Annotated in this window: 23 protein-coding genes; 11 read left to right on the top strand and 12 right to left on the bottom strand. The window is 68.6% G+C overall.

Features of this window, described 5'->3' with window-relative positions; all coding sequences use genetic code 11:
- Positions 1 to 464: 464 nt before the first annotated feature.
- The 4 genes from ACIBK3_RS35585 to ACIBK3_RS35570 all read right to left on the bottom strand — a co-directional run bounded on the left by ACIBK3_RS35585 (position 465) and on the right by ACIBK3_RS35570 (position 3,515).
- Positions 465 to 1,871 (bottom strand): alpha/beta hydrolase, encoded by a 1,407-nt coding sequence (locus tag ACIBK3_RS35585; protein ID WP_399371782.1) that lies wholly within the window; start codon positions 1,869 to 1,871, stop codon positions 465 to 467.
- A 100-nt stretch (positions 1,872 to 1,971) separates the two neighbouring features.
- Positions 1,972 to 2,157 (bottom strand): transposase, encoded by a 186-nt coding sequence (locus ACIBK3_RS35580; RefSeq protein WP_399371781.1) that lies wholly within the window; start codon positions 2,155 to 2,157, stop codon positions 1,972 to 1,974.
- 163 nt (positions 2,158 to 2,320) lie between these two features.
- The gene (locus ACIBK3_RS35575; RefSeq protein ID WP_399372015.1) at positions 2,321 to 2,617 is read right to left on the bottom strand and encodes a hypothetical protein; all 297 of its coding nucleotides are present in this window, start codon (positions 2,615 to 2,617) and stop codon (positions 2,321 to 2,323) included.
- 139 nt (positions 2,618 to 2,756) lie between these two features.
- A complete protein-coding gene (locus ACIBK3_RS35570) occupies positions 2,757 to 3,515 on the bottom strand; it encodes a nuclear transport factor 2 family protein (RefSeq protein ID WP_399371780.1) in 759 nt (252 codons plus the stop codon).
- On the opposite strand from ACIBK3_RS35570, the gene ACIBK3_RS35565 reads away from it, so the two are divergent.
- Complete coding sequence (locus ACIBK3_RS35565; RefSeq protein WP_399372013.1) at positions 3,514 to 4,494, top strand: helix-turn-helix domain-containing protein; 981 nt, start codon at positions 3,514 to 3,516, stop codon at positions 4,492 to 4,494. The genes ACIBK3_RS35570 and ACIBK3_RS35565 overlap by 2 nt on opposite strands.
- Positions 4,495 to 4,704: 210 nt before the next feature.
- On the opposite strand, the gene ACIBK3_RS35560 is transcribed toward ACIBK3_RS35565, so the two are convergent.
- The 3 genes from ACIBK3_RS35560 to ACIBK3_RS35550 are packed head-to-tail and all read right to left on the bottom strand — an operon-like array spanning position 4,705 to position 7,253.
- Positions 4,705 to 5,151 (bottom strand): hypothetical protein, encoded by a 447-nt coding sequence (locus ACIBK3_RS35560; protein ID WP_399371779.1) that lies wholly within the window; start codon positions 5,149 to 5,151, stop codon positions 4,705 to 4,707.
- Complete coding sequence (locus ACIBK3_RS35555; protein ID WP_399371778.1) at positions 5,135 to 6,460, bottom strand: hypothetical protein; 1,326 nt, start codon at positions 6,458 to 6,460, stop codon at positions 5,135 to 5,137. The genes ACIBK3_RS35560 and ACIBK3_RS35555 overlap by 17 nt, the downstream gene beginning before the upstream one ends.
- Positions 6,461 to 6,476: 16 nt before the next feature.
- Positions 6,477 to 7,253, bottom strand: coding sequence for a tyrosine-type recombinase/integrase (locus tag ACIBK3_RS35550; protein WP_399371776.1), 777 nt, complete (start codon positions 7,251 to 7,253; stop codon positions 6,477 to 6,479).
- A 53-nt stretch (positions 7,254 to 7,306) separates the two neighbouring features.
- On the opposite strand from ACIBK3_RS35550, the gene ACIBK3_RS35545 reads away from it, so the two are divergent.
- From ACIBK3_RS35545 to ACIBK3_RS35520, 6 genes are all read left to right on the top strand, one after another.
- Positions 7,307 to 7,537: a DUF5131 family protein gene (locus ACIBK3_RS35545; protein WP_399371774.1), complete on the top strand. Its 231-nt coding sequence runs from the start codon at positions 7,307 to 7,309 to the stop codon at positions 7,535 to 7,537.
- Complete coding sequence (locus tag ACIBK3_RS35540) at positions 7,452 to 8,027, top strand: DUF5131 family protein (protein ID WP_399371772.1); 576 nt, start codon at positions 7,452 to 7,454, stop codon at positions 8,025 to 8,027. The genes ACIBK3_RS35545 and ACIBK3_RS35540 overlap by 86 nt, the downstream gene beginning before the upstream one ends.
- A gap of 307 nt (positions 8,028 to 8,334) precedes the next feature.
- Complete coding sequence (locus ACIBK3_RS35535; protein WP_399371770.1) at positions 8,335 to 9,075, top strand: SDR family oxidoreductase; 741 nt, start codon at positions 8,335 to 8,337, stop codon at positions 9,073 to 9,075.
- A 59-nt stretch (positions 9,076 to 9,134) separates the two neighbouring features.
- On the top strand, positions 9,135 to 10,034 hold the full coding sequence (locus tag ACIBK3_RS35530) for an SDR family oxidoreductase (RefSeq protein WP_399371768.1): 900 nt from the start codon (positions 9,135 to 9,137) through the stop codon (positions 10,032 to 10,034).
- 76 nt (positions 10,035 to 10,110) lie between these two features.
- Positions 10,111 to 10,443, top strand: a complete 333-nt coding sequence (locus ACIBK3_RS35525) for a nuclear transport factor 2 family protein (protein ID WP_399371766.1) — start codon at positions 10,111 to 10,113, stop codon at positions 10,441 to 10,443.
- 53 nt (positions 10,444 to 10,496) lie between these two features.
- Positions 10,497 to 11,117 (top strand): TetR/AcrR family transcriptional regulator, encoded by a 621-nt coding sequence (locus tag ACIBK3_RS35520; RefSeq protein WP_399371764.1) that lies wholly within the window; start codon positions 10,497 to 10,499, stop codon positions 11,115 to 11,117.
- Positions 11,118 to 11,531: 414 nt separating this feature from the next.
- Here ACIBK3_RS35520 and ACIBK3_RS35515 read toward each other — a convergent pair whose 3' ends face one another.
- The 5 genes from ACIBK3_RS35515 to ACIBK3_RS35495 form a co-directional block, all read right to left on the bottom strand.
- Positions 11,532 to 12,269, bottom strand: coding sequence for an RNA polymerase sigma factor (locus tag ACIBK3_RS35515; RefSeq protein ID WP_399371762.1), 738 nt, complete (start codon positions 12,267 to 12,269; stop codon positions 11,532 to 11,534).
- Between the two features lie 31 nt (positions 12,270 to 12,300).
- On the bottom strand, positions 12,301 to 12,498 hold the full coding sequence (locus tag ACIBK3_RS35510) for a hypothetical protein (RefSeq protein WP_399371760.1): 198 nt from the start codon (positions 12,496 to 12,498) through the stop codon (positions 12,301 to 12,303).
- Positions 12,495 to 12,857, bottom strand: a complete 363-nt coding sequence (locus ACIBK3_RS35505; protein ID WP_399371758.1) for a YciI family protein — start codon at positions 12,855 to 12,857, stop codon at positions 12,495 to 12,497. Before ACIBK3_RS35505 ends, ACIBK3_RS35510 begins: the two co-directional genes overlap by 4 nt.
- 276 nt (positions 12,858 to 13,133) lie before the next feature.
- The gene (locus ACIBK3_RS35500; RefSeq protein WP_399371756.1) at positions 13,134 to 14,417 is read right to left on the bottom strand and encodes a DNA sulfur modification protein DndB; all 1,284 of its coding nucleotides are present in this window, start codon (positions 14,415 to 14,417) and stop codon (positions 13,134 to 13,136) included.
- 332 nt (positions 14,418 to 14,749) lie between these two features.
- Entirely contained in the window at positions 14,750 to 15,379 is a 630-nt protein-coding gene (locus ACIBK3_RS35495) for a hypothetical protein (protein ID WP_399371754.1), read from the bottom strand.
- A 375-nt stretch (positions 15,380 to 15,754) separates the two neighbouring features.
- On the opposite strand from ACIBK3_RS35495, the gene ACIBK3_RS35490 reads away from it, so the two are divergent.
- The 4 genes from ACIBK3_RS35490 (at position 15,755) to ACIBK3_RS35475 (ending at position 24,526) form a co-directional block, all read left to right on the top strand.
- Positions 15,755 to 17,986 (top strand): N-6 DNA methylase, encoded by a 2,232-nt coding sequence (locus ACIBK3_RS35490; protein WP_399372012.1) that lies wholly within the window; start codon positions 15,755 to 15,757, stop codon positions 17,984 to 17,986.
- A gap of 89 nt (positions 17,987 to 18,075) precedes the next feature.
- Positions 18,076 to 20,085 carry an N-6 DNA methylase gene (locus ACIBK3_RS35485; RefSeq protein ID WP_399371752.1) on the top strand — a complete coding sequence of 670 codons (2,010 nt, stop codon included), beginning with the start codon at positions 18,076 to 18,078 and terminating at the stop codon, positions 20,083 to 20,085.
- Positions 20,082 to 21,326, top strand: coding sequence for a hypothetical protein (locus ACIBK3_RS35480; RefSeq protein ID WP_399371750.1), 1,245 nt, complete (start codon positions 20,082 to 20,084; stop codon positions 21,324 to 21,326). Before ACIBK3_RS35485 ends, ACIBK3_RS35480 begins: the two co-directional genes overlap by 4 nt.
- 2 nt (positions 21,327 to 21,328) lie before the next feature.
- Positions 21,329 to 24,526 carry a type I restriction endonuclease subunit R gene (locus ACIBK3_RS35475; protein ID WP_399371748.1) on the top strand — a complete coding sequence of 1,066 codons (3,198 nt, stop codon included), beginning with the start codon at positions 21,329 to 21,331 and terminating at the stop codon, positions 24,524 to 24,526.
- Positions 24,527 to 24,607: the final 81 nt, after the last annotated feature.

Below are 24,607 nucleotides of genomic sequence, written 5' to 3'. Positions count from 1 at the left end.
CCGCCGTTACGCCGCTCCCTCCTGGCTGGCCTGTGAAGCTCACGCTGCCAGTCGCGACGACATGTTCGGCAGGTGCGGTGAGGTGCCCGGCTGTCCAGGGTTTCTCGGATGCGCTGGGTGAGGGGGTGTCGGTCGGCCCGCATGCGTGATCACCAGACACACGCGGGTTGCCGGTTACTGTGACTGAATACGCTAGTTGGCGTGCTCAGTCACAACCCTGACCCACGCTCCTAGGGCCCGTCGTTTGGATCATCCCGGCGTCGCGGGGCCTGGCACGCACATCTGCCGCGTTGTCGTCACTCGCCGACGCTCCGCGTCGACTCCCTCCTCCGCCTTGCAGCTGCACGCACCAGGCCCCGCTCGGGTAGGCCGAAACGCACCGCACCTCACAGCCGGCCTGATCCAAACGACAGGCCCTAGCCGATCGGCGTTCGAGATGCCGTGAACGACTGAGCGATCTTATGTCAGTGGCGGGTGGGGCGCGCCGGGTGGTCGTCGCGGCCGACGGACAATTGGGCCGGGTAGTACGGGACATACGCCGCGCCGTCCAGACCGAGCGCGGTGGCCGACCGCTGGAGCGCGGCCGGAGTCGCGACGTTGTCCCAACGGCCGGTGCTGACGCGGTGTTCGAGCGCGTGCAGGGCGGCCACGGTCTCTGCGGTGGTGAACGTGCAGTGGCCCTGTCGCTCGACGAACGCCTGCCGCAGCAACGCACCGTCGCCGGAGGCGCGCACACGGGCGGCGAAGCGGTTCTCCTGCTCCACCGGAACCAGGTTGTCGCCGGTGGTGTGGATGTCGAGCAGGGGTACGTCGAGTCCTTGGCCGGCGGAGGACGTCTGCTGCGCTCTGCGGACGGCGGCGGGATCGGCGGTGATGGTGGCGCCCTTGGTCAGCGCGCTCAGGTCGGCCCGCAGGTCGAGGCCGGCCGCCTGGTAGAGGGCGTGGACCTGGGGTGCGTGTGGGGAATTGGCGAACAGGCCGGCGTAGTCCACGCCTTGGTTCCAGGAGTTGTTGCCGCCGACGGACTGCTCCATGGCGTACCGGGGGATCTCGAGGAAGGTCAGGAGGCCCTGCGTGAACCAGTCGTACTGCTGTGCCTCCTGCCCCGCCCAGTCGGTCGCGGCGGGCCGGTCCTTTCCGGGCGACCAGCCGGGCAGGTTGAGGTAGGCGGCGGCCAGCGCGATCCGGGCCCGGCCCTGCGGTGTGGCCTGGGCGGCGGTGACCGCCTTGGTGAGCAGGGTGGCGGTGGCGGTCGCCTCGTCGGCGGAGCCGAAGCGGACCAGCTTGACGTCCTGCCCGGGCAGGAGCAGCTGGGCGATGGTGTGTTCGGCGTCGAGCTGGTAGTTGTCCAGGTCGGTGCCGCCCGCGACCAGGCCGCACTGGTCGAGCGCGCCGTCGATGCGCCCGCCGCCGTCCCGGGCGATCTGCGCGTTGATGAGCCCGCCCATCGAATTGCCGATGGCCAGCGTGCGGCGTGGGGTGCCGATCTGCGAGGTGACGGCGTCGAGTGTGGCGAACTGGTCGCGTTCGGCGCTGTTCAGGGCCCACAACGAGCCGTTGGGGTCGTACGACGACCCGGCCATCGCGTAGCCCTCGGCGAGCAGTTCGGTGCGTACGGCGTCGGTGGGGGCGTCCTGGGCGGTGAGGGTGCCGAAGCCGTGGCTGAACAGCAGCAACGTGCCGTTCCAGTGGTCGGGTACGTCCGCGACCCAGGTGGCGTCGTCGGAGAGGGTGCCGGTGAGGTGGGTGGTGGCTGGCGTGTCCGCCTCGGCGGCCGACAACGGAATGGAGACGAGGGCGACGGATGCCAACGCGGCCAGGGCGATACGCAGGCGGGTGCGGCCGACGCGAGGACGGATGCTTGCAGACATGGAACAGCTCCTTGAGAGCGGCTGCGGAAAGGGACACGGGCTGATACTCAGTGCACTGAACGAAGAGGCCGAGGAATGTTGGGCTTGTTTCTTGCAGCCCTCAAGAAAATGCACAACATTGTCTCGTCTGAGGGCAGTTGGCCCACTTGGCGCCGTTGTCGGCCACATAGCGGACCGCGTCGATCATCTGCCTGCGGCAGAAGCCCTTGGGTCGGCCGCCCCGCCCTTCCAAGCAGGCAGGAACTGGCAGCACGACCCGGATGACCTGCCACTCCGCCTCCGTCATGTCGGAGGCATGGGACGGGGTGCAGTCCGGCCGGTCCGCCCGTTGCCGACCTGTACGCGAGGCAGTCACACGACAGGGACGGAGAGTTGGACTCCACGCACACGGGCACGAGAGGCTGCGGCAACAGGACAGCCTGGGGATCGGTTTGGTTTGCACCCCCGAGCTACCAAGAGGCCCTGCTGTCATGCGCCGGCCCTTGCACGATCACCCGATCAGGAAACCTGTCCGGCCAGGCCGGCCCCGTGATCGGTAAGCGGATGGCGTCCAAGCGGCGGCTGGCGCAGCGGCACGAGGTCGGCTGCGTGTAGCCGCTGAGGCTCCGCTCGGCGAGTGCTTCTAACGCCGTCGGGTCGACTGTCAGACTTGGTCGTGGCTGCACATAGCCGACGACGACTTCTCCCCATTTCTCGGCGCGGGCGCCGATCACGGCGGTCTCGAGGACCGACGCGTCACCAGCCACCACGTCCTCGACATCCTTGGGGTAGAAAACCGCTACTCATCAGCTTTTGCGAAGCTGAGCCGTGGTCGGCGCTGAGCTCGATTGCCTTTCCGGCAAATGGGGGTGTGCCCTGCGCGTCATCGCCTTTCTGGTCCGGCGATCAGAACAGGCCGTTGTCGTGCGGCAGGGTGTCCGGGATGGGGGCGACGATGTCCCAGTGCTCGACGATCTTGCCGTCGGCGACCCGGAACAGGTCCCAGTACGCGACCGGCACATCGAACACGCCCTCGGTGACCACCAACACGAAGTTGCCCTCGGCGATCACCCGGTGAGTCGTCCCGTAGGCGATCTTCTTGCCCTGCTCGGTCCACGCGGCAAAGGCGGCGCCGAGCCCGGCAAGCCCGTCAGCGACCTCCGGGTGGTGCTGGTCGTACTGCTCGGTGGAGATGAAGTCGGTCACCACGGAGAAGTCACCACCCTTGAGGATGTTCTCGACGAACCCGAGGACCAAGGCGCGGTTGGCCTCGGTCTTGTCGAGGTCGGTGACCTCTGCCGGGCCGTCGACCTGCGTGCGGCCCGAGACAGTCTTGGTGGCCTGGGGGGTGAGCGCGTCCCAGTGCTCGGCGAGCTTGCCGTCGGCGACGCGGAACAGGTCGAGGGCGACCAGCGGGTCCGGACCGAAGCCGTAGTAGACGCCGTGGACCGCGACCAGGTCGCCCTCGGCGATGACCCGGGCGACCTCGTGACGGACGTCGCCGCTGAGGGACTCGATCAGCCCCCGCAGGCCTTCGGGGCCGTCGGGCGCGGCCGAGCTGTGCTGGCGGTAGTCGGCGGCGACCCACCGGTCGACGGCGGTCACGTCCTTGTCGCCGAAAAGCTCCTTGACCGCGGTGAGGACGGTGGTCTTGTTGTCGCTCATGTTCGTCATTCCCTCGTGCTTGTGGCCTGGTGGGCGGCTTGTGGTTCTGGCATCAACATTGGGCCAAAATTCGGTCGGTGCTGCGGTAGATTCTGGTCTCGTGATGGTGAATTTCGGACAGAGCACCGGCATCCTGAGGGTGGACTTCGACGCGGGCGTCGGAACTCCGGCCGGCGTCGAGGTGATGTCACTGGCCGAGTTCCGGCGGCGTGGGGCCGTCAGGTTCACGACACCGCAACGCCCCGATTTCCACCACCTCATCGCCGCGGTCAGCGGGACGCTGAGGCAGGAGGTCGACTTCACCACCTACGAGGCGACCCCCGGGAGCTGGTTGTGGGTCCGTCCGGGGCAGGTCCACAGGTGGGGAGACCTGCGCAAGGTCGAGGGGCATCTCGTGCTTTTCGAGAGCGACTTCCTCGATCCGATGGTCGCGGCGCGCTTGGAGACGCCGGGTGGTCCGGTGCTGTACGACGCCGTCGACGACCATGCCGTCGATCTGGCGATCGAGCACCTCTGTCACGAGTACGGTGCCGTCGGCACGAGTCCGCTCGACGTGCACATCGCCATCCTGCGGCATCTGCTGTCCGTGCTGGTGCTCCGGCTGGCCGACCGGCCGGGTGGGCTTCCCGGCCCTACGGAAGACAGCGAGACCTTCCGCCGATTCCGCGAGGCAGTCGAGCGTGACTTCACCAAGACCCATCAGGTCGCTGACTACGCGAGAGCCCTGGGCTACTCCCCGCGCACGCTGAGGAGGGCAACCGCATCAGCGGTCGGCACCAACGCCAAGGAGTTCATCGACGAACGAGTCATGCTGGAAGCCAAGCGCCGCCTGGCCCACAGCGACGAGACCGCCGCCCGCATCGCCGCACACCTCGGCTTCAGCAGTGCCACCAACTTCAACAAGTACTTCCAGTCCCGAACCGGACAGAGCCCGATCCAGTTCAGGAACGCGGCCCGACATCCACGAGGTGGGGCCTGACGCCGCGAACGGCACTCGACAACGCGACCTCGGCACGGCCACGACCACCGGAGCGACCGGTCCCCACGGCCGCACCGCAGTCCCGCCCAAACCACTCAGCCGCAGATCCGCAAGATCGTGCACCTGGAAGCAGCGGCTGGCCCCGGTACCAAATCGCCGGGACGGCTGAGCATGCCCGCCTCAACACCGCGTGCAGCAGGGCCGCGGAGGTCATGCGCCGTGGCCGGAGCGGTGCCGGGACCGTGTGGGCATGCCCAGGTCCACGCCGGCTGTGGCGGCGGCTCGGTGGGCCTGGGCGCGTTTGCTGCGCAGGAACCTCAGGGTGAGGTCGAGTCCTTCGACCTCACCGCGCCAGCCTTCGTCGATCGCGCGTTGGCGGCGGGCCAGCAGGTCGGCCTCCAGCTCGTCGAGCCGCGGCAGCATCTTGGGGTTGATCGACAGCATCGGGCATCGAATGCAGGCGTGCTCGTGCGCGCAGGGCGTGCCGTAAGGGCGTCCGCAGGATCCGAGTTCGACCTTGCGCTTGTCGAAGTGCTCCTGGAAGTCACTCCACTCCTCGCCAGTGGGTCGGCGGTACTCCGTCGGGGGCCGCTTGGTCCGTCGGCGGTCGAGGAATTCGGAGTAGTGGGCGATGACCTCCTCATCGAAGACGGCCACGTAGCCGCGCGTCGACGGTGAACTGCTCGCCGAGTCGGGCTTGTTTCGCCGCGTCCAGCAGGGTGCGCAGGCGGTGCCATTCGGTGGTGACGTGCTCGGAGAGGATCGCCAGCAGCGGCTGACGTTCGCGGGTGCGGTTGGCCATCCGCTCCTGCAGGCGGCGCCGGCGGATGTGGAACCAGCGCAGATCGGTGTCCCGGATCGGGCAGGGAGCCACCCAGCGTCCCCAGCGTTCGGGCTCGGCCGCCGACCAAGTCTGCAGGTCCAGGTAGAAAGCGCGGACGGCCAGGAACGGGCCGTCGATGTGCTGACGGGGCGTGCCGTCCTGGCGGACGAGCAGCCGTTCCTTCCAGGCTTGGACGATCTCTTCGCTCAGCCGCAGGTCGGCCTGGTCCGGGTTGATCTCTTCGACGATCTTCCAGAAGTAGCGGGCCAGGTTGCGCACCAGGTTGTCCAGCGTGCCGTAGTCAACCTCGACGGCGCGGCGGCGGATGTAGTCGACCAGTAGGTCACGGACCTCGCGGTTACGCAGCTGGTGGCGGTCGACCAGGTCATCGACGGACTGACGGCCGCGAACCCTGGCGTCCTGCAAGGTCCGCGGGACCCAGGCCGGCAGTACACCCATGTCCCGCAACAGCGGCCAGGCACCGGTGATCCCGCATCCGGGATGGGCGTTGGCATAGTGCACCAGAGCGCCCGGGGTCAGGTAGGCCAGGCCGATCCCGTAGACGGTCAGGGCCCGGGACAGATGCCGGATCGCGCTCTTGCGTCCGTCGGCGCTGACCGGGTGCCGCTGCAGCCGGGTGCAGAACTCCTCCAGAAGCGGATCACGGCTGAGGGCGAGGAACTTCTCGGTGTACTGCGGAGGGCTGGTCGCCCGAAAGGCGTCCTCGGTCGGCTGGATCAGCCGCATGGCGAAGGTGATCCCGGCAGCCCGGGTGAGCCGACTGCGCCACTTGGGGTCGCCGTCGGCGAGGTCGGCGACGGCCCGGCCGGGCTGGTTCAGGCCGGCCGCCTCCCATCGTTCCTGCCAGGTCTGCCCCGGCTCGGCGGCCAGCTGCTGCAGCAGGCGGCGCATACCGTGCTTGTAGTCGGCCTGGGCGTTGCGGTTGACGTAGGTGAACTCCTCGGCGACGAGCGCGACGATCTGGTCGATCGGGGCGGACGACAGCTCCCCGAGCGGACGTGGCGGCCGGTCCGGGACTGGCGGCGGCTCCGGCGCGATCTGGGTGAGATGCCCGTCCGGCAGCGAGGTGGCGGGCTCGGCGGCATGGCGGTGGATCCGGTTCGAGGTCAGGTGTGGGCGCATGTTCGGCCCGACGGCGCTATCGGTCACCGAAGACCGCCGCAATGTCGTCGGCGTCGTACGTCGCTGACCACCGGGCCGGCTCTGTCGGCCGCCGGTAGTGCTCGGCGAGCTGATCGAGCAGGTCGTCCAGGCGCACTGCCGTGTAGAGGGCCGTGGTGCTGAGATGTGCGTGCCGCAGGATGGTCTGCACCTCCACCAGCGTCAGCGCCGGGTCACGCGCCATCCGGGTCGCCGCGGTATGCCGAAGATCGTGCAGCGTCCAGTTCGTGCCCAGCTGCTCGTCGGCACGCTGGAGGATCCGTCGCGCCGCCCAGTAGCTCAACGGCCTCGGCTCGCCTCGCCGGGTGCGCCAGACGGGATCGCCACCTGCGGGCAGGCCCGCTTCCTCGAGGTAGCCGGCCAGGTAGGTCAGGGCCTCCGGGGAGACGGGGACCGCCTGCCGCAGCCGGGTCCCCTTGGAGATCACCCACAGCTGGCCCCTGGTCCATTCGACGTCTCCGAGCTGGACACCCAGCAGCTCCGAGGCGCGGGCACCGGAGGAGACGTAGCACGCCAGCAGGGCCCGGTCACGGACACAGCGCATCGCGGCGAACAACTCCTCCCACTGCGAATCGGGGATCGCCCGCGGCTGCCGGGCCGGGACCTTCGGCCGCAGCCGCGCCCGCCGATGCGGCCTGGCGGGCTCGATCGGCGACACGTGCGCCAAGGCCCGTCGGCGGGATCTGCTGTCCGGCACCGGATTGACGACAGGTCCCCGGCCGAAGTGCAGGTGGAAGGCGTAGAAGCCGTGCACCACCGACTTCTCTGCACCAAGTCTGAGGTCGCGGCCGCTGTCGGTGGTGCGCGGTGAGCACCGGGACGGCCATCGAGTGGACCGAGGTTACCTGGAACCCGACGACTGGGTGCGACCGTATCTCGCCGGGCTACGACCACTGCTACGCGTTGACTTTGGCGAAGCGGCTCAAGGCGATGGGGCAGGCGAAGTACCAGCGTGACGGTGATCTGCGGACCAGCGGACCGGTTGTCAGAGGACGAAGCTGTTCCGCTGGCCAGGCCCGTGCGCGAGGACGTGCGTAAGCGTGTGGCCAACTGGAACGCCTTGAGTTTCTGGCCGCTTCCCAATGTCTGGATCGGCACGTCGATCGAGTCGGATGAGTACTGCTGGCGGGCTGATGAGCTGCGGGGCATCCCTGCGGCTGTCCGGTTTCTGTCGCTGGAGCCGCTGCTTGGGCCAGTGCCCTCCCTGGAGCTGTCGCGGATCGACTGGGTGATTGTCGGCGGCGAGAGCGGCCCGGCTCACCGAGCGCTGGACTTGGCCTGGGTTCGCGATATTCGAGACCAGTGTGTCGATCTTCGGGTGGCCCTGCTCTCCAAGCAGGTCGGTGGGCTGACCCCGAAGGCTGGCGGTCGCCTGCTCGATGGCCGGACCTGGGATGAGTATCCCGACACGGCGGACATGGTGGCTTTGTGGCCCAGTCATGAGAAGAGCCCCTGGGGGGATCTTGAAGCTCTGACCAGCCCGGCGTCAGAGCGCCTGGCCGAGAGGCCGGGTGCCGCGTGTACCTGACTGCGCGCAGCAGGGGCAGTGGACTGGCGGCCGCTGAGAGGGGTCTCTCGCCTTCCAGCAGCGTCAGCCCCTCAACCCTTTGACCAGCGCCGGAACACCACACCGCCAGACCGGCAACCACTGAATCTCGCCGCCCCCGACACCGAACCGGGAACCAGGGCTTGCCTGTCGGCGAAGCTTCGGCGGGCGGTGAAGGGGTGTTCGTCTTCGATCGTTCGGAAAAATCTTGCCCACACATATGGACGCCGCGTTCATTACGAGCTTATATGTACGTAGCGTTCATTTGATGGTTCGGAAGGAGAACACCATGAGTACCCCAGTCACCAACCGCGTCGCGTTGATCACCGGCGGCTCGGGCGGCATCGGCCGTGCCGTGGCCGAGCGGCTCGCCCAGGACGGTTTCGCGGTCGCCGTGCAGTACGCGGGCAACAAGGCCAGGGCCGAGGAAACCGTGTCCGCGATCACCGCGGCCGGCGGCCGGGCCCTGGCAGTGGGAGGCGATGTCGCCGACGAGAGCGCGATGAGCGCGGCGTTCGAAGCGGTCGAGGCGGACTTCGGCGGAGTCGACGTGGTCGTGAACACCGCCGGCATCATGATCCTGGGCCCGATCGCGACGTTCGACCTCGCCGACCTGGACCGGATGCACCGCACGAACATCCGCGGCACCTTCGTCGTCTCTCAGCAGGCGGCGCGCCACGTGCGCCCGGGTGGCGCGATCGTCAACTTCTCGACCTCGGTGGTCCGCACCCAGCTGCCGGCCTACGGCGCCTACGTCGCCAGCAAGGCCGCCGTCGAGGGCCTGACCCTCACCCTGGCCCGTGAGCTGCGCGGCCGGGACATCACCGTCAACGCCGTCGCGCCCGGCCCCACCGCCACACCGCTGTTCCTGGACGGCAAGGACGACGCCACGATCGCGAAGTTCGCCCAGGCGACCCCGCTCGAGCGGCTGGGCCGGCCCGAGGACATCGCCGAGGTCGTCTCGTTCCTCGCCGGCCCCGCGCGCTGGGTCAACGGACAGGTCCTCTACGCCAACGGCGGCCTCGCCTGACCCCTGCCGCACACGCAGAAGACCCGCCCCCGCCATCACTGCTGAAAGGAACCACGTCCATGTCCACCACCGGCAACGTCATCGTCATCACCGGCGCCTCGAGCGGCTTCGGGGCTCTGACCGCCCGCGTCCTGGCCGACGCCGGCCACACGGTCTACGCCGGCATGCGCCAGACCACCGGCCGCAACGCGCCCCAGGTCCAGGCCGCCGCCGACTACGCCCACGAGCACAAGGTCGACCTGCGCTCCATCGAGCTCGATGTGAATTCCCAGGACTCGGTCGACACCGCCATCGCACGGATCGGGGCCGAGCACGGTCGCATCGACGTGCTGATCCACAACGCCGGGCACATGGTGACCGGGCCGGCCGAGGCGTTCACCCCCGACCAGCTCGCCGAGCTCTACAACGTGAACGTGCTGTCCACCCAGCGCGTCAACCGCGCCGCGCTGCCGGGCATGCGCCGGCGTGGACAGGGCCTGGTGGTCTGGGTGTCCAGCACGAGCGTCAAGGGCGGCACCCCGCCCTACCTCGCCCCCTACTTCGCGGCCAAGGCGGGCATGGACTCCCTCGCGGTGTCCTACGCCGGCGAACTCGCCCGCTGGGGCGTGGAGACCTCGATCGTCGTTCCCGGCTCGTTCACGAGCGGCACCAACCACTTCGCCCACTCCGGCCGCCCCGACGACACCACCGTCGAGGCCGAGTACGAGACCAGGTACGCCGGCCTGATGGATCAGGTGGCGGCCAAGCTCGCCGCTCTCGCCCCGGAGGGCGCGTCCGCGTCGCTGGTCTCCGACGAGATCGCCCGTATCGTCGCCCTGCCCGCCGGAGAGCGCCCCTTCCGCGTGCACATCGACCCCGCCGACGACGGATCCGAGGAGGTCTCCGAGGTCGCCGACCGCATCCGCCGTGAATTCCTCACCCGCATCGACCTCGCCGACCTGCTCACCGTCCAGCGCTGATACCCCGGGCCCGGGACGGGCGAGGGACGTCAGCCTTCCCCCCGTCCCGACTCCCCTCACCACCGAGGCAATCACCATGACCACCATCGAAACCCCGGCCGCCATCCAGACGTTCATCGAGGCGACCAACCGCGGCGACGCCGAGGCGTTCGCCGCCGCGTTCACCCACGACGCCGACCTCAACGACTGGGGCCGCGCGTACCACGGCCGCGACGGCGTGCGCGCCTGGGACCGCACCGACAACACCGGCGTCCAGGCACACTTCGACCTGGATGCGATCCAGCCCGGCTCGTCCCCCGACACCTACGTCGCGACCCTGACCGTGACCGGCAACGGCCACAACGGCACCGGCCCCATGACCTTCCGCCTGCGCGACGGGCTGATCGCGAGCCTGCGGATCACCCCGTGACACCGGCCGCAACGGAAACTGACCTGACCCCCGGCAACCGATCAGGAGCACACGTGGCGAACAAGGCGAACGGCCCCACTGCCAAGGAAGGCACCGGTCGCGGACGAGGGCGCCGGCCCGCGGACGAGGTCCGAGCAGACGTCCTGCGCACCGCAGGCGACCTGCTCCTCACCGAAGGCATCGCCGACCTCACCTTCGAACGCATCGCCCGGGCATCGGGCGTCAGCAAGACCACCCTCTACAAATGGTGGCCCTCCAAAGGAGCACTCGCCCTGGACGGCTACTTCCACGCCGTCGAGGAAACGCTCGCCTTCCCCGACACCGGAGACATCCGCGCCGACCTGCTCACCCAACTTCGTGCCTTCGCCCACGTGATGACCCACACCCCAGGCGGGCGCATACTGACCGAGCTGATCGGCGAGTCACAGACCGACGAGGACCTGGCGACCGCCTACCGGAAGCTGTACTCCTCGCACCGGCGCCGGCTGGCGGCGGAACGCCTCCGCCGGGCTCAGGAACTCGGCCAGATCCGCACCGGCATCGACGTGCAGGTCCTCGTCGACCAGCTCTGGGGCGCCGTCTACCACCGACTGCTCATCCCCGACGAACCTGTCACCGACGACTTCGTCGTCGCGCTCGTGAACAACCTCCTGGACGGAGTCCGCCCGAAGTAGGGCGGTCGTGACCGCGGTGAACGCGGTGGTGATGGCGGCGCGGTGGCCGATCAGCCACCTGCCCGGACCGTCGTCCAGAGGCTACGGACCACTGTGGCCGTCATGTTCCGGCAAGGGCGGTGACCGGGGCCCAGAACAGAACAGCGGGTAATCGGCCTGGGGCTACGGGCATAAACGGATCAGGAACAGCGCTGACCAACGTCGGCCGGCTACGGCACTCGGTTCCTTGATGACTGAACCGGCCCACCACATCGCACTGCCAATGGAGTACCGGGTCCTGATCCGCGCTCCAGGAACGGCCGCTGAAACTGCGGAAGTCATGCGCCGTGGCCGGGGCGGTGCCGGGACAGTATGGGCATGCCCAGGTCCACTCTGCCTGTCGCGGCGGCCCTGTGCCAACTGATCGCCAGCAGATCAACCAGATAGTGCAGTCAACGGAGCAGTGGCGTGCGTGGGCGCCTTCCGGCGTACCTGTGCCCGGTGCGGACCGGCGAGACGTTCGGCCAGGAACTCTCGCTCGGCCTCGTTCCCGGCCAACTCCAGCGCGTGGCGGTAGGCGATCGAGGCCTCCTCCCAGCGGCCCAGCCGCTGCAGCAGGTCCGCCTTGATCGCCGGCAGGTAGTGGTATCTCGTGAGCCGGCCGTCCTTCTCCAACGCCGCAACCTCTGCCAGCGCCTGCGCCGGCCCGGAGACCATCGACACCGCCACCGTACGGTTCAGCGCCACCACCGGCGAGGGCCACACCGACAGCAGCTCGTCGTACAGGGTCACGATCTGCGGCCAGTCCGTCTGGTCGTAGGACGGTGCCTCGGCGTAGAGCGAGGCGATCGCCGCCTGCAGGACATAGCGGCCCGGCCGCCCGCCGCACAGCCCGTCCACGATCAGGTCGTGCGCCTCGGCCATCGCCGAGCGGTCCCAGAGCGATCGATCCTGGTCCTCCAGACGTTGCAGGCGACCGTCGGCGTCGACCCGGGTGGCACGCCGGGCGTCGGTGACCAGCAGCAGGGCGAGCAGCCCCCGCACCTCCCCCTCGTCGGGCATCAGCTCCCGCAGCGTCCGGACCAGCCGCAGCGACTGGTCCACCAGGTCGCTACGCACCAGCGATGCGCCGGACGGCGCGGTGTGCCCGGCGGTGAACAGCAGATGGATCACGCCGAGCACCGCACGCAGCCGATCCGGCAGCTCAGCCTGTCCGCGCCTCCGGATTGTTCGGGATCCCCTCACGTGCCCAGCTCACCAGGGCCGCGGCATACGCCTCCTGCACGCACTCCTCGGCCAGGTCCAGGTCGCGCGCGACGCGCGACGTCGCGGCGAGCACCAGGGCCCACCCGCGACGGTGCGCGTACGCGACCGCCGTTTCGACGTCTGGCAGGGACGTCATGCCGCGGCGGGCCCCTCCGCGATGAAGCCGCCTTGGACAGGCCGCACCTCGACACCGCCGCCCTGCTGGGTGGCGGGATTGGCCCGAGCGATCTTCAAAGCGGCGTCCAGGTCGGGCGCCTCGATGATGGCGAACCCGGCGATGACCTCCTTGGCGTCGACGAACGGGCCGTCCGTGATCACGTCGCCGCGGATCGAGGTTGCTGTGTCTGCGGCGGGCTGCAGCGCGAAAGCCGCGACCAGGGCGCCGGCCTGCACCATGTCCTGGAAGTGGCGGTCATGGGCCTCCCGCGCCCCGGGAACGACCTCGGCCTCGTCGACGTGGGTCTTCGCGTAGATGAGGATCGCGTACTGCGCCATGTGGCTGTCCTTCCAGGTGGTTGCTGTTGCCTGACACCCCTACGTCGAACGGCCGGCCCGGATTCGACAGCCCTGCTCGAGATTTCTTCGGCGAATACCCCGCGGCATTTCTTCGGCCGATACCCCGCGGCGTGAGTGGCCCCGTCCCCCTTGTCGTGCGAGGGCGCACTCGTCCTCCGCACCGTCGCTGGGCAAGCAGTGTGCCAGGCGCCATCACTGCGTTGCCACGCCTCGGGAATCCGCCAGACGGGGCGGGAATCCGGTATTGCTCGCCGGTCAAATGGCGGCCGGGGCCTTCTTGTACCAGTCCGTGATCACCTTGGTCAGGTGCACGACGTTCTGCTGCCGCATGATCGGGGCGGAGGCGTTCGGCTCGAAGTCCTCGTTCGCGTCCGTGGTACGCCAGATGCTGTCCTCGGTGACCGGGGCGGTCATGTGCCGGTCGAGCCGCTTGAAGAACTCCTGGACGTCACCGTCCTCGGCTCCGGCCTCCCGCAGGTTGCGGTAGACGCCGCCCAGGACGCGGAGCATGCCCACCGAGCCCAGGAGCGAGGACTCGCGCAGCCCCATGGCCTTGGTGGGGGGCGCCGGCGGCTCGTTCTTCTTCTTGTCGGAGAGCGAGGGGTCGTAGTTGTCCACGTCCTCCTCGGTGATCTCGGCGAGCGCGGTGAAGGCGATGGAGATGACGTCCAGGAAGCCGCGCACGCTCTCAATGACCTCGTTGTCGGTCAGCGATTCGACCTTCTTGCTGACGCGGCCACCGGGACCGGCGATGACGGCCCGCGTGATGTCGGCGACGTGCTTGGCGCCCATCAGGTTGCGGTTGGTCAGGGTCATCCGGTCTCGCTCGATGTCGATCTTGCCCAGGAACAGGGGGTGGGTGACGATGTCGCTGAGCGTGCGGTTGGCGATGCGCGAGGTGTCGAAGCGGGCCCGGACGGCACCGGAGATGCCCTTGGCGTTGTCCGCGACGTCGACGAACATCTGCTGCCCCTGGACGCCGTCGGGCTCCACGTAGATGTCGATGCCGACGAACTCGTCCTTGAGTCGCTGCATTCGGCCGATCAGAGCCTCGCGGTCCTGCTCCAGCTTCGCCTTCCTGGCCTCGTTGGCACGGTGGATCTCCCGGTCGATGCGGGAGACCTCGTCCGTGATGCGCTTCTTCTCCAGGTGGACGCCGAGAATGCGGTGCTGGCCGTCGATCGTGATCAGGCGTCCGATTCCGCCGATCGACCACGGGACGGTGAGGTAGCCGACCGAGCCGTCTTCGCTGATCGGCTCGAAGCGGCAGCCGCCGGTGTCGCGGATGAGGAGGGCCGGAGCCACCCAGCCGGGATTGTCGGCGAGGTACTGGCCGAAGCCCTTGGCGTGGGCGATGTCCACCTTGCGGTTGTCCGGGTCCGGCTTGGCCGGGTCCGGGATGGTGAGGATGACCGAGAGGTCGGCCAGCGGTATGCGCGTCGTGTAGACGGTCCGGCCGCCCTGGCTGGTGCGGATCGCCAGGTAGGTGGACTCCTCACGCACCAGGGAGAGGCGCGACGAGTCGACGGTGATGGTCATGGATGACTTCCTTTCCGAGCAGGTAGCCCTCGGGGGGCAGCGGGAGCGGAGGTGAGCAGCGCGTGACGCCCACCGGGTGGGGCGTGCAGGTCAGGCGCCGGCGACGCCAGGTGGGTGGACCTGACCGTGGACGGTGATGAACAGCTCCGGGTCGGCGCGTGGTTCGGGTGGGGCGTGACCGGAGGCGAGGCGGTTGCGCCCGGTCGGAGCGACCCTCCGTATGGCCGTCTGTCGCCGTTGCCGACTTCGGCGGGACGCGGGCGGCGGCAGGGAGAGGGGAACCGCCGGGTCCGGCAGGCAGGTGCGGGACGGCGTGGGTTCCGGCTACAACGTCAGTAGTTGCCGTTGCTCAGGATGTCGCCGCCGGCGTTGTAGACGGTGACAAGGCCGTTCTTGCTGGCCTTGCCCCGGCCGGCCTGGAAGTCGGCGAAGGCCGAGGCGAGCAGCTTGGCGTTACCGGTGTCCGCGCTGGCCAGGTCCCCGGTGTAGTCCGTGTAGATGTCAGCCGTGTCCAAGATGTCGTTGTTCTCGTCGGCGCCCTGGACCTTGGTGACATGCGCCGCGGCCTCCCGCGTCTTCGCGGACTCGTGCTTCTTCACGTACGCCTTGAAGGCGTCGACGGTGGACTGCCGGGGCGCGGCGGTCTTGGAGGAGTCGTCGGTCTTGGACGAGCCGTCTGTCTTCGAGGAGCCGTCGTTCTTCGAGGAGCCGGTCGCCTTGGAGGAGCCGGCAGACGCGGCGGAGTTCGCGGCACTGGACGAGGAGTCGCCCGAGCCGGACCCCACCGCGGCCGCGATACCACCGATGACGAGCGCGGCCGCCAGGACGCCACCGCAACCGAGGCAGCCCAGCTTGGCCTTGGACCGCTTCTTCTGCGGCAAGGGAGGCGGCGGACAGCCCGGCTGCTGCGGATAGCCGGACTGCTGCGGGAAGCCGGGCTGCTGCGGGGGCTGGGTGGTCATCTGGGTTCCTCCTGTTGCGAGCGCGAGGTGCGGCGAGTGGCGAGTGGCGACCGTGACGCGGGATGGACGCGGGATGGACGCGGGCCGGGAGCGACCCCGCCTGTGGCGTTGCGATGGAAGTGATCGGCAGGGGTGCGTAGAGATCGGATGCGCGGAGCGGTACGGCGACGAGGGTCCTCAGCGCGGTGACCCGGCAGCCGCTTCCACTCGGAAGCAGGATCAGATAAGCACGTCACTGAAAGCACTGTCAAACGGATTGACGGACTTGACGACCGCTGTACGGTGTTAACCATCCACTGTCCGACTGGCCCGAGAGGTGCGGAACCCCACGCCATGCCCCAGCAGCCACCAGCCCAGCCGGCGCCCTCCGCGTATGTGACGGCCGCCGAGATCTCCCGCATCGCAGGGGTCACGCGCGCCACCGTCAGCAACTGGCGCCGCCGCCACGACGACTTCCCGGCCCCCAGCGCGGGCACGGAGACCAGCCCGCTCTACGACCTGCCGGCCGTCCAGGCTTGGCTGCGGGGACGCGGGCACACCTCCACCGCCTCGCCGACCGAGGAACTGCGCACGGCGCTACGGCTGCTGGGACCCGGCTCGGGTGTGGCCGCGCGACTGTTCCCGCTGGTGGCTGCCGCGTCCCGGCGCACGCCGAAGGAGCTGGCAGACCTCGCCGCCGTGCCCGACGACCAGCTGATCGCCCAGGCGGAGAAGACCGCGGGCGAGCTCCCGGTCGCCGTACCCGAGGCCGAGCCGGTCCGCTACGGTCCGGACGACGTGGGCGCGGTCCGCGCGCTGCTGGGTTGCGTCCGTGAGGCGGGGGCACAGGCCGCCGTGGACGTCCTCGCCGAGCGCGAACTGGACGAGGGCGCCGTCAGCGGCGTCTACCAGACCCCGGAGGGCCTGGCCCGGCTCATGGCACGGCTCCTGCCCGCCGGCGCGTCCCGCGTCCTCGACCCCGCCTGCGGCAGCGGCACGCTCCTCGCCGCCGCCGCCCGGCAGGGCGCACGGGAGCTGTACGGGCAGGACTCGCTCCCCGTCCAGGGCCGGCGCACCGCGGTCCGGCTGTTGCTCGCCGCACCCGAGGCCGAGACGGCGATCCGCGTCGGTGACAGCCTGCGCGCCGACGCCTTCCCCGACGTCACCGTGGACGCCGTCCTGTGCAACCCGCCGTTCGCCGACCGCGACTGGGGTCACGACGAGCTGGCCTACGACCCGAGGTGGGCGTACGGGCTCCCGCCGCGCTTCGAATCCGAACTGGCCTGGGTGCAGCACGCTCTCGCGCACCTGGAACCCGGCGGTTACGCGGTCATGCTGCTGCCGCCCGCGCTCGCCTTCCGCTCCTCCGCCCGCCGCATCCGCGCGGAACTCATCCGCAGCGGGGCCCTGCGCGCCGTCGTCTCGCTCCCGGCGCGTGCCGCGTATCCGCTCCACATCGGCCTGCAGATCTGGGTGTTCCGACGCCCCGAGCCGGGCGGCCCGGACCGTACGACGGTGCTGTTCGTCGACGGGGAGAGCGAGCAGCGGGACGGAGCCGCGGGCACGCCGTCCGCCACCGACACGGCCACGGCCGGCGCCGGCACCCGCGGCGGCTCACGCCCCCGCCGATCCGGCTTGTCCTCTTCCGCCGCCTCCTCCGCCCCCGCCTCGTCGCCCTCCGCCTCCTCCTTCGACTGGGCGGGGCTGACCGACCGGGTCCTCGCCCAGTGGTCCACGTTCACCACCGCCTCCGACGCCTACGCCGACGAGCCCGGCGTCGCCCGCGCGGTGCCGCTCGTCGACCTCCTCGACGACGTCGTCGACGTCACCCCGGCCCGCCATGTGCGGGTGACCGCGGCCGACATCGACCCGGCCGCCCTGGCCCGCCGCGTCCACGACCTGCACGGTCGACTGGCCGAGCAGGTCGCCGCCCTGACAGCCGCCTCCGCGTCCGGCGGATGGCGGCCGTCCGGGGCCTCGGCTCGCGAGTGGCGTACGGCAACCGTCTCCGACCTGGCACGCGGCGGGGCCCTGACCGTGCTGCGGGCGGCGACGCCCGGCACCCGAGGCTCCAAGGGCGGCGCCACCCCCACCATGGACCGGCCGGTCATCACGGCCCAGGACATCTCCGCCGCAAATCCCCCGTCCGGCGGGCCGGTTGACGTCCCCGCCGACGCCACGCAGCCGGTCGCCGCCGGGGACGTCCTCGTACGCGCCGTCGCGGGCGGCGGCGACGGGGCCGCGATGACCCGGGTCGCGGACGAGCGGGACGCCGGAGCCCTGCTCGGTCCGCACATCCACCTCCTGCGCCCCGACCCGGCCCGCCTCGACCCGTGGTTCCTGGCCGGATTCCTCGGCGCCGAGGACAACATCGCCTCCGCGTCCACCGGTTCCACCCTCGTGCACGTCACACCGGGCCGCCTGCGCGTACCACTGCTGCCCCTGGAGGAACAGCGGCGCTACGGGGAGGCCTTCCGCCGCGTGTACGAGCTGCGCGCGGCCGTCCGCCGGACCGCCGACCTCGCCGCCGACACCGCGGCCACCCTCACCACCGGTCTCACCGCCGGCGTACTCCTGCCGCCGGACGCCCCAAACAGCCCGGACACTCCAGACCACAATTCCGCCTGAAACGCCCCACACGTCCCACCGCACACGACCACACTGGATCCCTGCCGTCCCCGCCCGGACGGCGCTCTTCGAAAGGAAGCCGGGACCTCTTGAACAGCAGCAAGCACACGGAGTTGGCGAACCACGCCTGGTCCGTCGCCGATCTCCTGCGCGGCGACTACAAGCAGTCCGACTACGGCAAGGTCATCCTGCCGTTCACCGTGCTGCGCCGCCTTGAGTGCGTCCTGGAGCCGACGCGCGACAAGGTCGTCGAGACCGTCGCCAAGTTCGCGGGCCAGGAGATCGACACCGACCACTTCCTGCGCAAGGCCTCGGGCCACTCGTTCTACAACAAGAGCGACCTCACGCTGCGGAAGATCGCGGCCGACCCGCAGAACGCGGCGAAGAACCTGCAGATCTACGTCGGCGCCTTCTCCGACAACGCCCGCGAGGTCCTCGACAAGTACGAGTTCAACCAGCAGGTCAGGAAGCTCGACAGCGCGAACCTGCTCTACCAGGTCATCGGCAGGTTCACCGACCTCGACCTGCACCCCGACGTCGTGCCCAACCACAACATGGGCTACATCTTCGAGGAGTTGATCCGCCGCTTCGCCGAGCAGTCGAACGAGACCGCGGGTGAGCACTTCACCCCGCGCGAGGTCATCAAGCTGATGGTCAACCTGCTGGTGGCGCCCGACGCGGACGCACTCAGCCTGCCGGGTGTCGTCCGCACGGTCATGGACCCGGCCTGCGGCACGGGCGGCATGCTCAGCGCCGCGGACGACCGCATCAAGGCCCTCAACCCGGACGCGACGGTCGAGGTGTACGGGCAAGAACTCAACCCCGAGTCCTGGGCGATCTGCCGGTCCGACCTCATGATCAAGGGTCAGGACCCGGAGAACATCCGCTTCGGCAACTCGTTCTCCGACGACGGCCACGCCCGCCGCAGGTTCGACTACCTCCTCGCCAACCCGCCGTTCGGCGTGGAGTGGAAGAAGGTCAAGGACGAAGTCGAGTACGAGCACAAGTCGCTCGGCGACGCCGGCCGCTTCGGCGCGGGCCTGCCGCGCATCAACGACGGCTCGCTGCTCTTCCTCCAGCACATGATCTCGAAGATGAAGCCGGTGGACGTGAACGGCGGGGGCGGCTCCCGCATCGCCATCGTCTTCAACGGCTCCCCGCTGTTCAGCGGCGCGGCGGGGTCTGGTGAGTCGGAGATCCGACGTTGGATCCTGGAGAACGACTGGCTGGAGGCGATCGTCGCCCTGCCGGACCAGCTCTTCTACAACACCGGCATCTCGACGTACTTCTGGATCCTGACCAACCGCAAGGACGCCGACCACAAGGGCAAGGTCGTCCTGCTCGACGCGCGCGACCAGTGGCAGAAGATGCGCAAGTCACTCGGCGACAAGCGCAAGGAACTCGGCGACGGGACGAACGGCCGTCCCGACCACATCGGCGACATCACCCGGCTGTACGCGGAGGCGCTGCAGGTCGCGGGCGACCCCGAACACGCTCTGCACGGCAAGGTCAAGGTCTTCTGGAACGAGGACTTCGGCTACCAGCGCATCACCGTCGAACGCCCCCTGAAGCTCCGCTTCGAGGTCACGGAGGAGACGTTGGCGGCGCTGGCGGAGGCCAAGCCGGTCGCGAAGCTGGAGCGGAGTGAGGAGTTCGTCGCGGCTGTGCGTACGTTGCTCGGCTCGTCCTGGACGACGAAGTCCGATGCTTTCATCGCCCTCAAGGACGCCGTGGTCGCGGCCGGGCTGACGTGGCCGTCGGGAGCGCCGTTCGCTAAGGCGGTACGGGAGACGATCGGCGTCCGGGACCCGGAGGGCGAGGTCCAGAAGATCAAGGGCACGCCGGAGCCGGATGCGGACCTGCGGGACTTCGAGAACGTTCCGCTGGGGGAGGACGTCGAGGAGTATCTGAAGCGTGAGGTGCTGCCACACGTGCCGGACGCGTGGATCGACCATACGAAGACGAAGATCGGGTATGAAATCCCGTTTACGCGGCACTTCTACGTGTATCAGCCGCCGAGGCCGTTGGCGGAGATCGATGCGGAGTTGAAGTCACTGGAGGCTGAGATTCAGGTTCTGCTGGGGAAGGTTGCGGGATGATCGACAGCAACGAACTTCCTGGCGGCTGGGCGATTCACCCCTTGCGTCGACTCCTTTCGAAGGAGAACCGAAAGCCCTCGACTGATCAAGGGGTAGTTACGGCATATCGAGACGGGCAAGTGACGCTTCGGTCGCATCGACGAGAGGATGGCTACACATTCTCGGACAAGGAGCAAGGATATCAAGGCGTTGAAGTCGGCGACCTTGTTTTCCACGCCCTTGATGGATTTGCCGGTGCCGTTGGAGTGTCCGATTCGAAAGGTAAGTGCTCACCCGTCTACCATGTATGTTCCCCAAATGGTAGGAGCGACCCCGGATTCGTTTCCTATGCTCTGCGAGCCATGGCGCATTCCGGTTTTTTGGAGCTGCAGGCGGGTACGGTGCGACAGCGTTCAGTCGACTTTCGCAGCTGGGAAACATTTGCGCGTTTGCCAATTCCAACGCCGCCACTGGAGGAGCAGCGCCGCATCGCCGGCTTCCTCGACGCAGAGACCGCCCGCATCAACCGCTTGGCCGATAGTTACCAAAAGTTGTCAGATTTGGCGGTTGAACGGGCGCGAGCAGTAATCGACAAAACTTTGACCGGGCTCTCCGCGGAATTTTCCGTCCCGGCATCTGCTGTCTGTAGCGCAATTGTGGACTGCGTGAACAAGACAGCCCCGACATCGACGGAGGTGACGCCGTATAAAATGATCCGAACATCCAATATTCGGAACGGAGAAGTGGATCTGTCCGAGACTTTCTCCGTGGAGCGTCGAGTCTTCATCGAGTGGAATCGTCGCGGCACCCCCCGAAACGGAGACATCCTCTTCACACGCGAAGCCCCACTCGGGCAAGTAGGCATGTTGCGCACGGACACCTCGGTCTTCCTGGGGCAGCGCATCGTACTCTATCGGGCAAATGAAAATGTAATCAAGAAGGAGCTGTTGCTCTACAACTTCTTGGGATCACACATGGACAGGCAATTGCGGCTCCTCGGCGCAGGTTCGTTGCATGCGCACATGCGTGTTGGAGATTGCCTGAAGCTGCGCATTTACTGTCCGCCACGTACACAGCAAGACGAACTCGTGGCAGAAATTGAGGCTGGAAGGGCACAGAGTCTCCGCCTCGCCAAGCTCGCAAAGCGGCAGCTTGCTCTCCTCGCTCAACGCCGCCAGGCACTGATCACCGCCGCCGTAACCGGCCAGTTCGACGTCTCCAGCGCCAGCGGACGCAACGTAACGGACGGAGTGAGCGCGTAGCCATGAGCCCGATCCACACGGAGTCCGCTTTCGGTGACGCCATCGTCGCCGCCATGGTCGAGCGCGGTTGGCGCGAGGCCAGCCCGCAGGATTACCGGGCCGATCTCGGTCTGGACACCAACGAGTTGTTCACCTTCATCGGGGCGACCCAACCCGACGAGTGGACCGAGCTGCTCACCGTCTACGGCGGCGACCCGAACGAAGCGCAGCGTGGGTTCGCCGGCCGTCTCGACCAGGCCATCGCCACCAACGGGCTCCTCGATGTCCTCCGCAACGGCGTCAAGGACCGCGGCGTCCTCCTCCGCGTCGCCTACTTCAAGCCCAACCTCGTCGCCCACGACTCCGTGCTGGACGGATACCGGGCCAACCGCCTCACCGTCGTCCGGGAACTCGCGTACGCGACGAAGCAGGCCGACTGGGGCAACCGGCTCGACCTCGTCCTCTTCCTCAACGGAATCCCGGTTGCCACGGCCGAGTTGAAGAACCCGCTGACCAAGCAGGGGGTGGAGCAGGCCAAGGAGCAGTACCGGACCGACCGCGACCCCACCGAGCTGATCTTCACGCGCCGGGTCGTCGCGAACTTCGCCGTGGACCCGGACCTGGTCTTCGTCGCCACTCAGCTCAAGGGCGAGAAGACCCGCTTCCTCCCGTTCAACACCGGCTCCAACGGCCCCGGTCAGCCGGGCGGCGCCGGAAACCCGGCCCCCACCGCCTACGGCACGTACGCGACCTCCTACCTCTGGGAGCAGGTCTGGCAGCCGGACAACTGGCTGGACCTGCTCCAGCGGTTCGTGCACCTGCACAAGAGCAAGACGCCCGGCGGCGGCACGACGAAGACGATGGTCTTCCCGCGGTTCCAGCAGTGGGACGCGGTCAAGAAGCTCACCGCGCACGCCGCCACGCACGGCGCGGGACACGACTACCTGGTCATGGCCTCGGCCGGCTCGGGCAAGTCGAACACCATCGGCTGGCTCGCGCACCGCCTCAGTGACCTGCACACCTCCACCGACCCCCGAGAACTCGACCCCGAGGCCATAACCAAGGGCCTCAAGCCCGGCGTGCCCGTCTTCGACAAGGTCATCGTCATCACCGACCGCCGCAACCTGGACGCCCAACTCCGGGAAACGGTCGGCAATTTCGAGCAGACCGCAGGTCTTGTCGTGAAGATCGACGAGAAGCACGGGGCGAAGGGCGAGCAGTTGGCCAAGGCTCTCTCCCGCGACACCGGCAAGATCGTCACCGTCACCCTGCACTCCTTCCCGGCGCTGCTCGACTACCTCCAGCGCAACCCCACCGAGATCCAGGGCAGCAGCTTCGCGATCATCGTGGACGAGGCGCACTCCTCTCAGTCGGGCGACGCCGCCACCGCCGTACGGGCCGCCCTGCGTGATCTCGGCCTGGACTCCGACTCGGAGGACGCGGGCGCGACCACGGTCAAGGCCGACGCCGCAACCCTCGACGAGCAGCTCAAGAAGAGAGCCGAGCAGCGTTCCCGCGCCGCGAACCTCTCCTACTTCGCGTTCACCGCCACGCCGAAGGCCAAGACCCTCGAACTCTTCGGCACGCTGCAGGACATCGACGGCAAGGCGACGTACCGGCCCTTCCACACGTACTCCATGCGGCAGGCGATCGAGGAGGGCTTCATCCTCGACCCGCTGCGCAACTACGTCACGTACAACACGTACTGGAAGCTGGTGAACCAGAACCCCGACGAGCGGGAGGTCGACCCGTCGAAGGCGAATTCCCTGCTCGCCCGGTACGCGCTGACCCATGACTCGACCGTCGCCCAGCACGCCCAGGTGATCGTGGAGCACTTCGTCGCGCACAGCCGGGGCCGCATGGGCGGCCGGGCCAAGTCCATGGTGGTGACCCGCTCCCGGCAGTCCGCCGTGCAGATGGCGCGCGCGATCAAGAGCTACATCAAGGACCGGGACTACGACACCAAGTACCCCGACCTGGGTGTCCTGGTCGCCTTCTCCGGCTCGCTCACGATCGACGGCGAGGAGACCACCGAGCCGAAGGAGAACGGCGGGCTGTCGGAGAGCGCGCTGCCGAAGGCGTTCGCGTACACGCGCGCCGACGACAAGGCCGCCCGAGCCGGCGGTGCGGGCCAGCGCGAGTACAGGATCCTGGTCGTGGCGGAGAAGTACCAGACCGGGTTCGACCAGCCGCTGCTGACCACGATGTACGTCAACAAGCCGCTGACCGGCATCTCCGCCGTCCAGACCCTGTCCCGGCTGAACCGGACCGCCGAGCGCAAGACCCAGGCCGACCTGGCGGTCCTGGACTTCGTCAACGACGCCGAGGACATACAGGAGTCCTTCCGCCCGTACTTCGAGGAGGCGCACACCCTCCCCTCCGACCCCAACCTGCTCTACACCGCGCAGAGCCGGGTCATGCAGGCATCGATCCTGTCCGGGCAGGAGATGGACGAGTTCGCCGCCGCGTACTTCGCCGCCAAGGAGAAGGCGGCAGGCTCGCAGTCGAAGTGGGAGAAGCTGCACGCCGAGCTGTACCGGCTGCTCTCCCCCGCCGTCGCCCGCTTCACGCACTTCCTCGAAAGCGAGGACGAGGACGACCAGGAGACGGCGGAGGGCTTCCGCGCCGACCTCAACGACTACGTCAGGAAGTACGGCTTCCTCGCGCAGATCGTCCCCTACCAGGACGCCGAACTGGAGCGGCTGCACCTCTACGGCCGCTACCTCCTCAACCGCCTGCCACGCCGCGCGGACGGCGGCGTGGACATAGGTGAGGTCGACCTCAGCCATATGCGGGTGGAGAAGACGGGCGAGTACGACGTCTCCCTCACGGCGGAGGGTCCGACGACAATGCAGGGCTTCGGCGACGGCTCGGGCGGCGCGAAGGAAGCGGAGAAGTCGCTGCTCTCGCAGCTGATCGACAAGTTCAACGAACGCTTCGGCACGGAGTTCACCGAGCAGGACGTCATCCGGCCCTTCGAGGAGGCCAAGGCCGACCCCAAGGTGCGGGCGGCGGCCGTCGTCAACGACGAGGACAACTTCGGCCTCGTCTTCGACAACGTCTTCGCGGACAAGATGGCCGACCACATCGACACCATCGCGGGCATGGGCCGCCAGTACTTCGGCCCCGACAAGGGCTTCAAGTCCAGCCTGGACCGCAGCGCCCGCAAGGCCGCCTGGCGGATGATCCGCCGCGAGGAGGGTCTGGACGACGACGTCTGATGCGTACGCCCTGGCTGGACATGCTGGCCGGGGCACCCTTTGGAGGACATCGTGAGCACACAGCCGGACCACGGCACGGAG

It is taken from the genome of Streptomyces sp. NPDC050287 (assembly GCF_044459385.1).
Lineage (GTDB): Bacteria > Actinomycetota > Actinomycetes > Streptomycetales > Streptomycetaceae > Streptomyces.
Note: the sequence above shows the minus strand (reverse complement) of the source record. Positions and strands in the feature narration are given on the sequence as shown.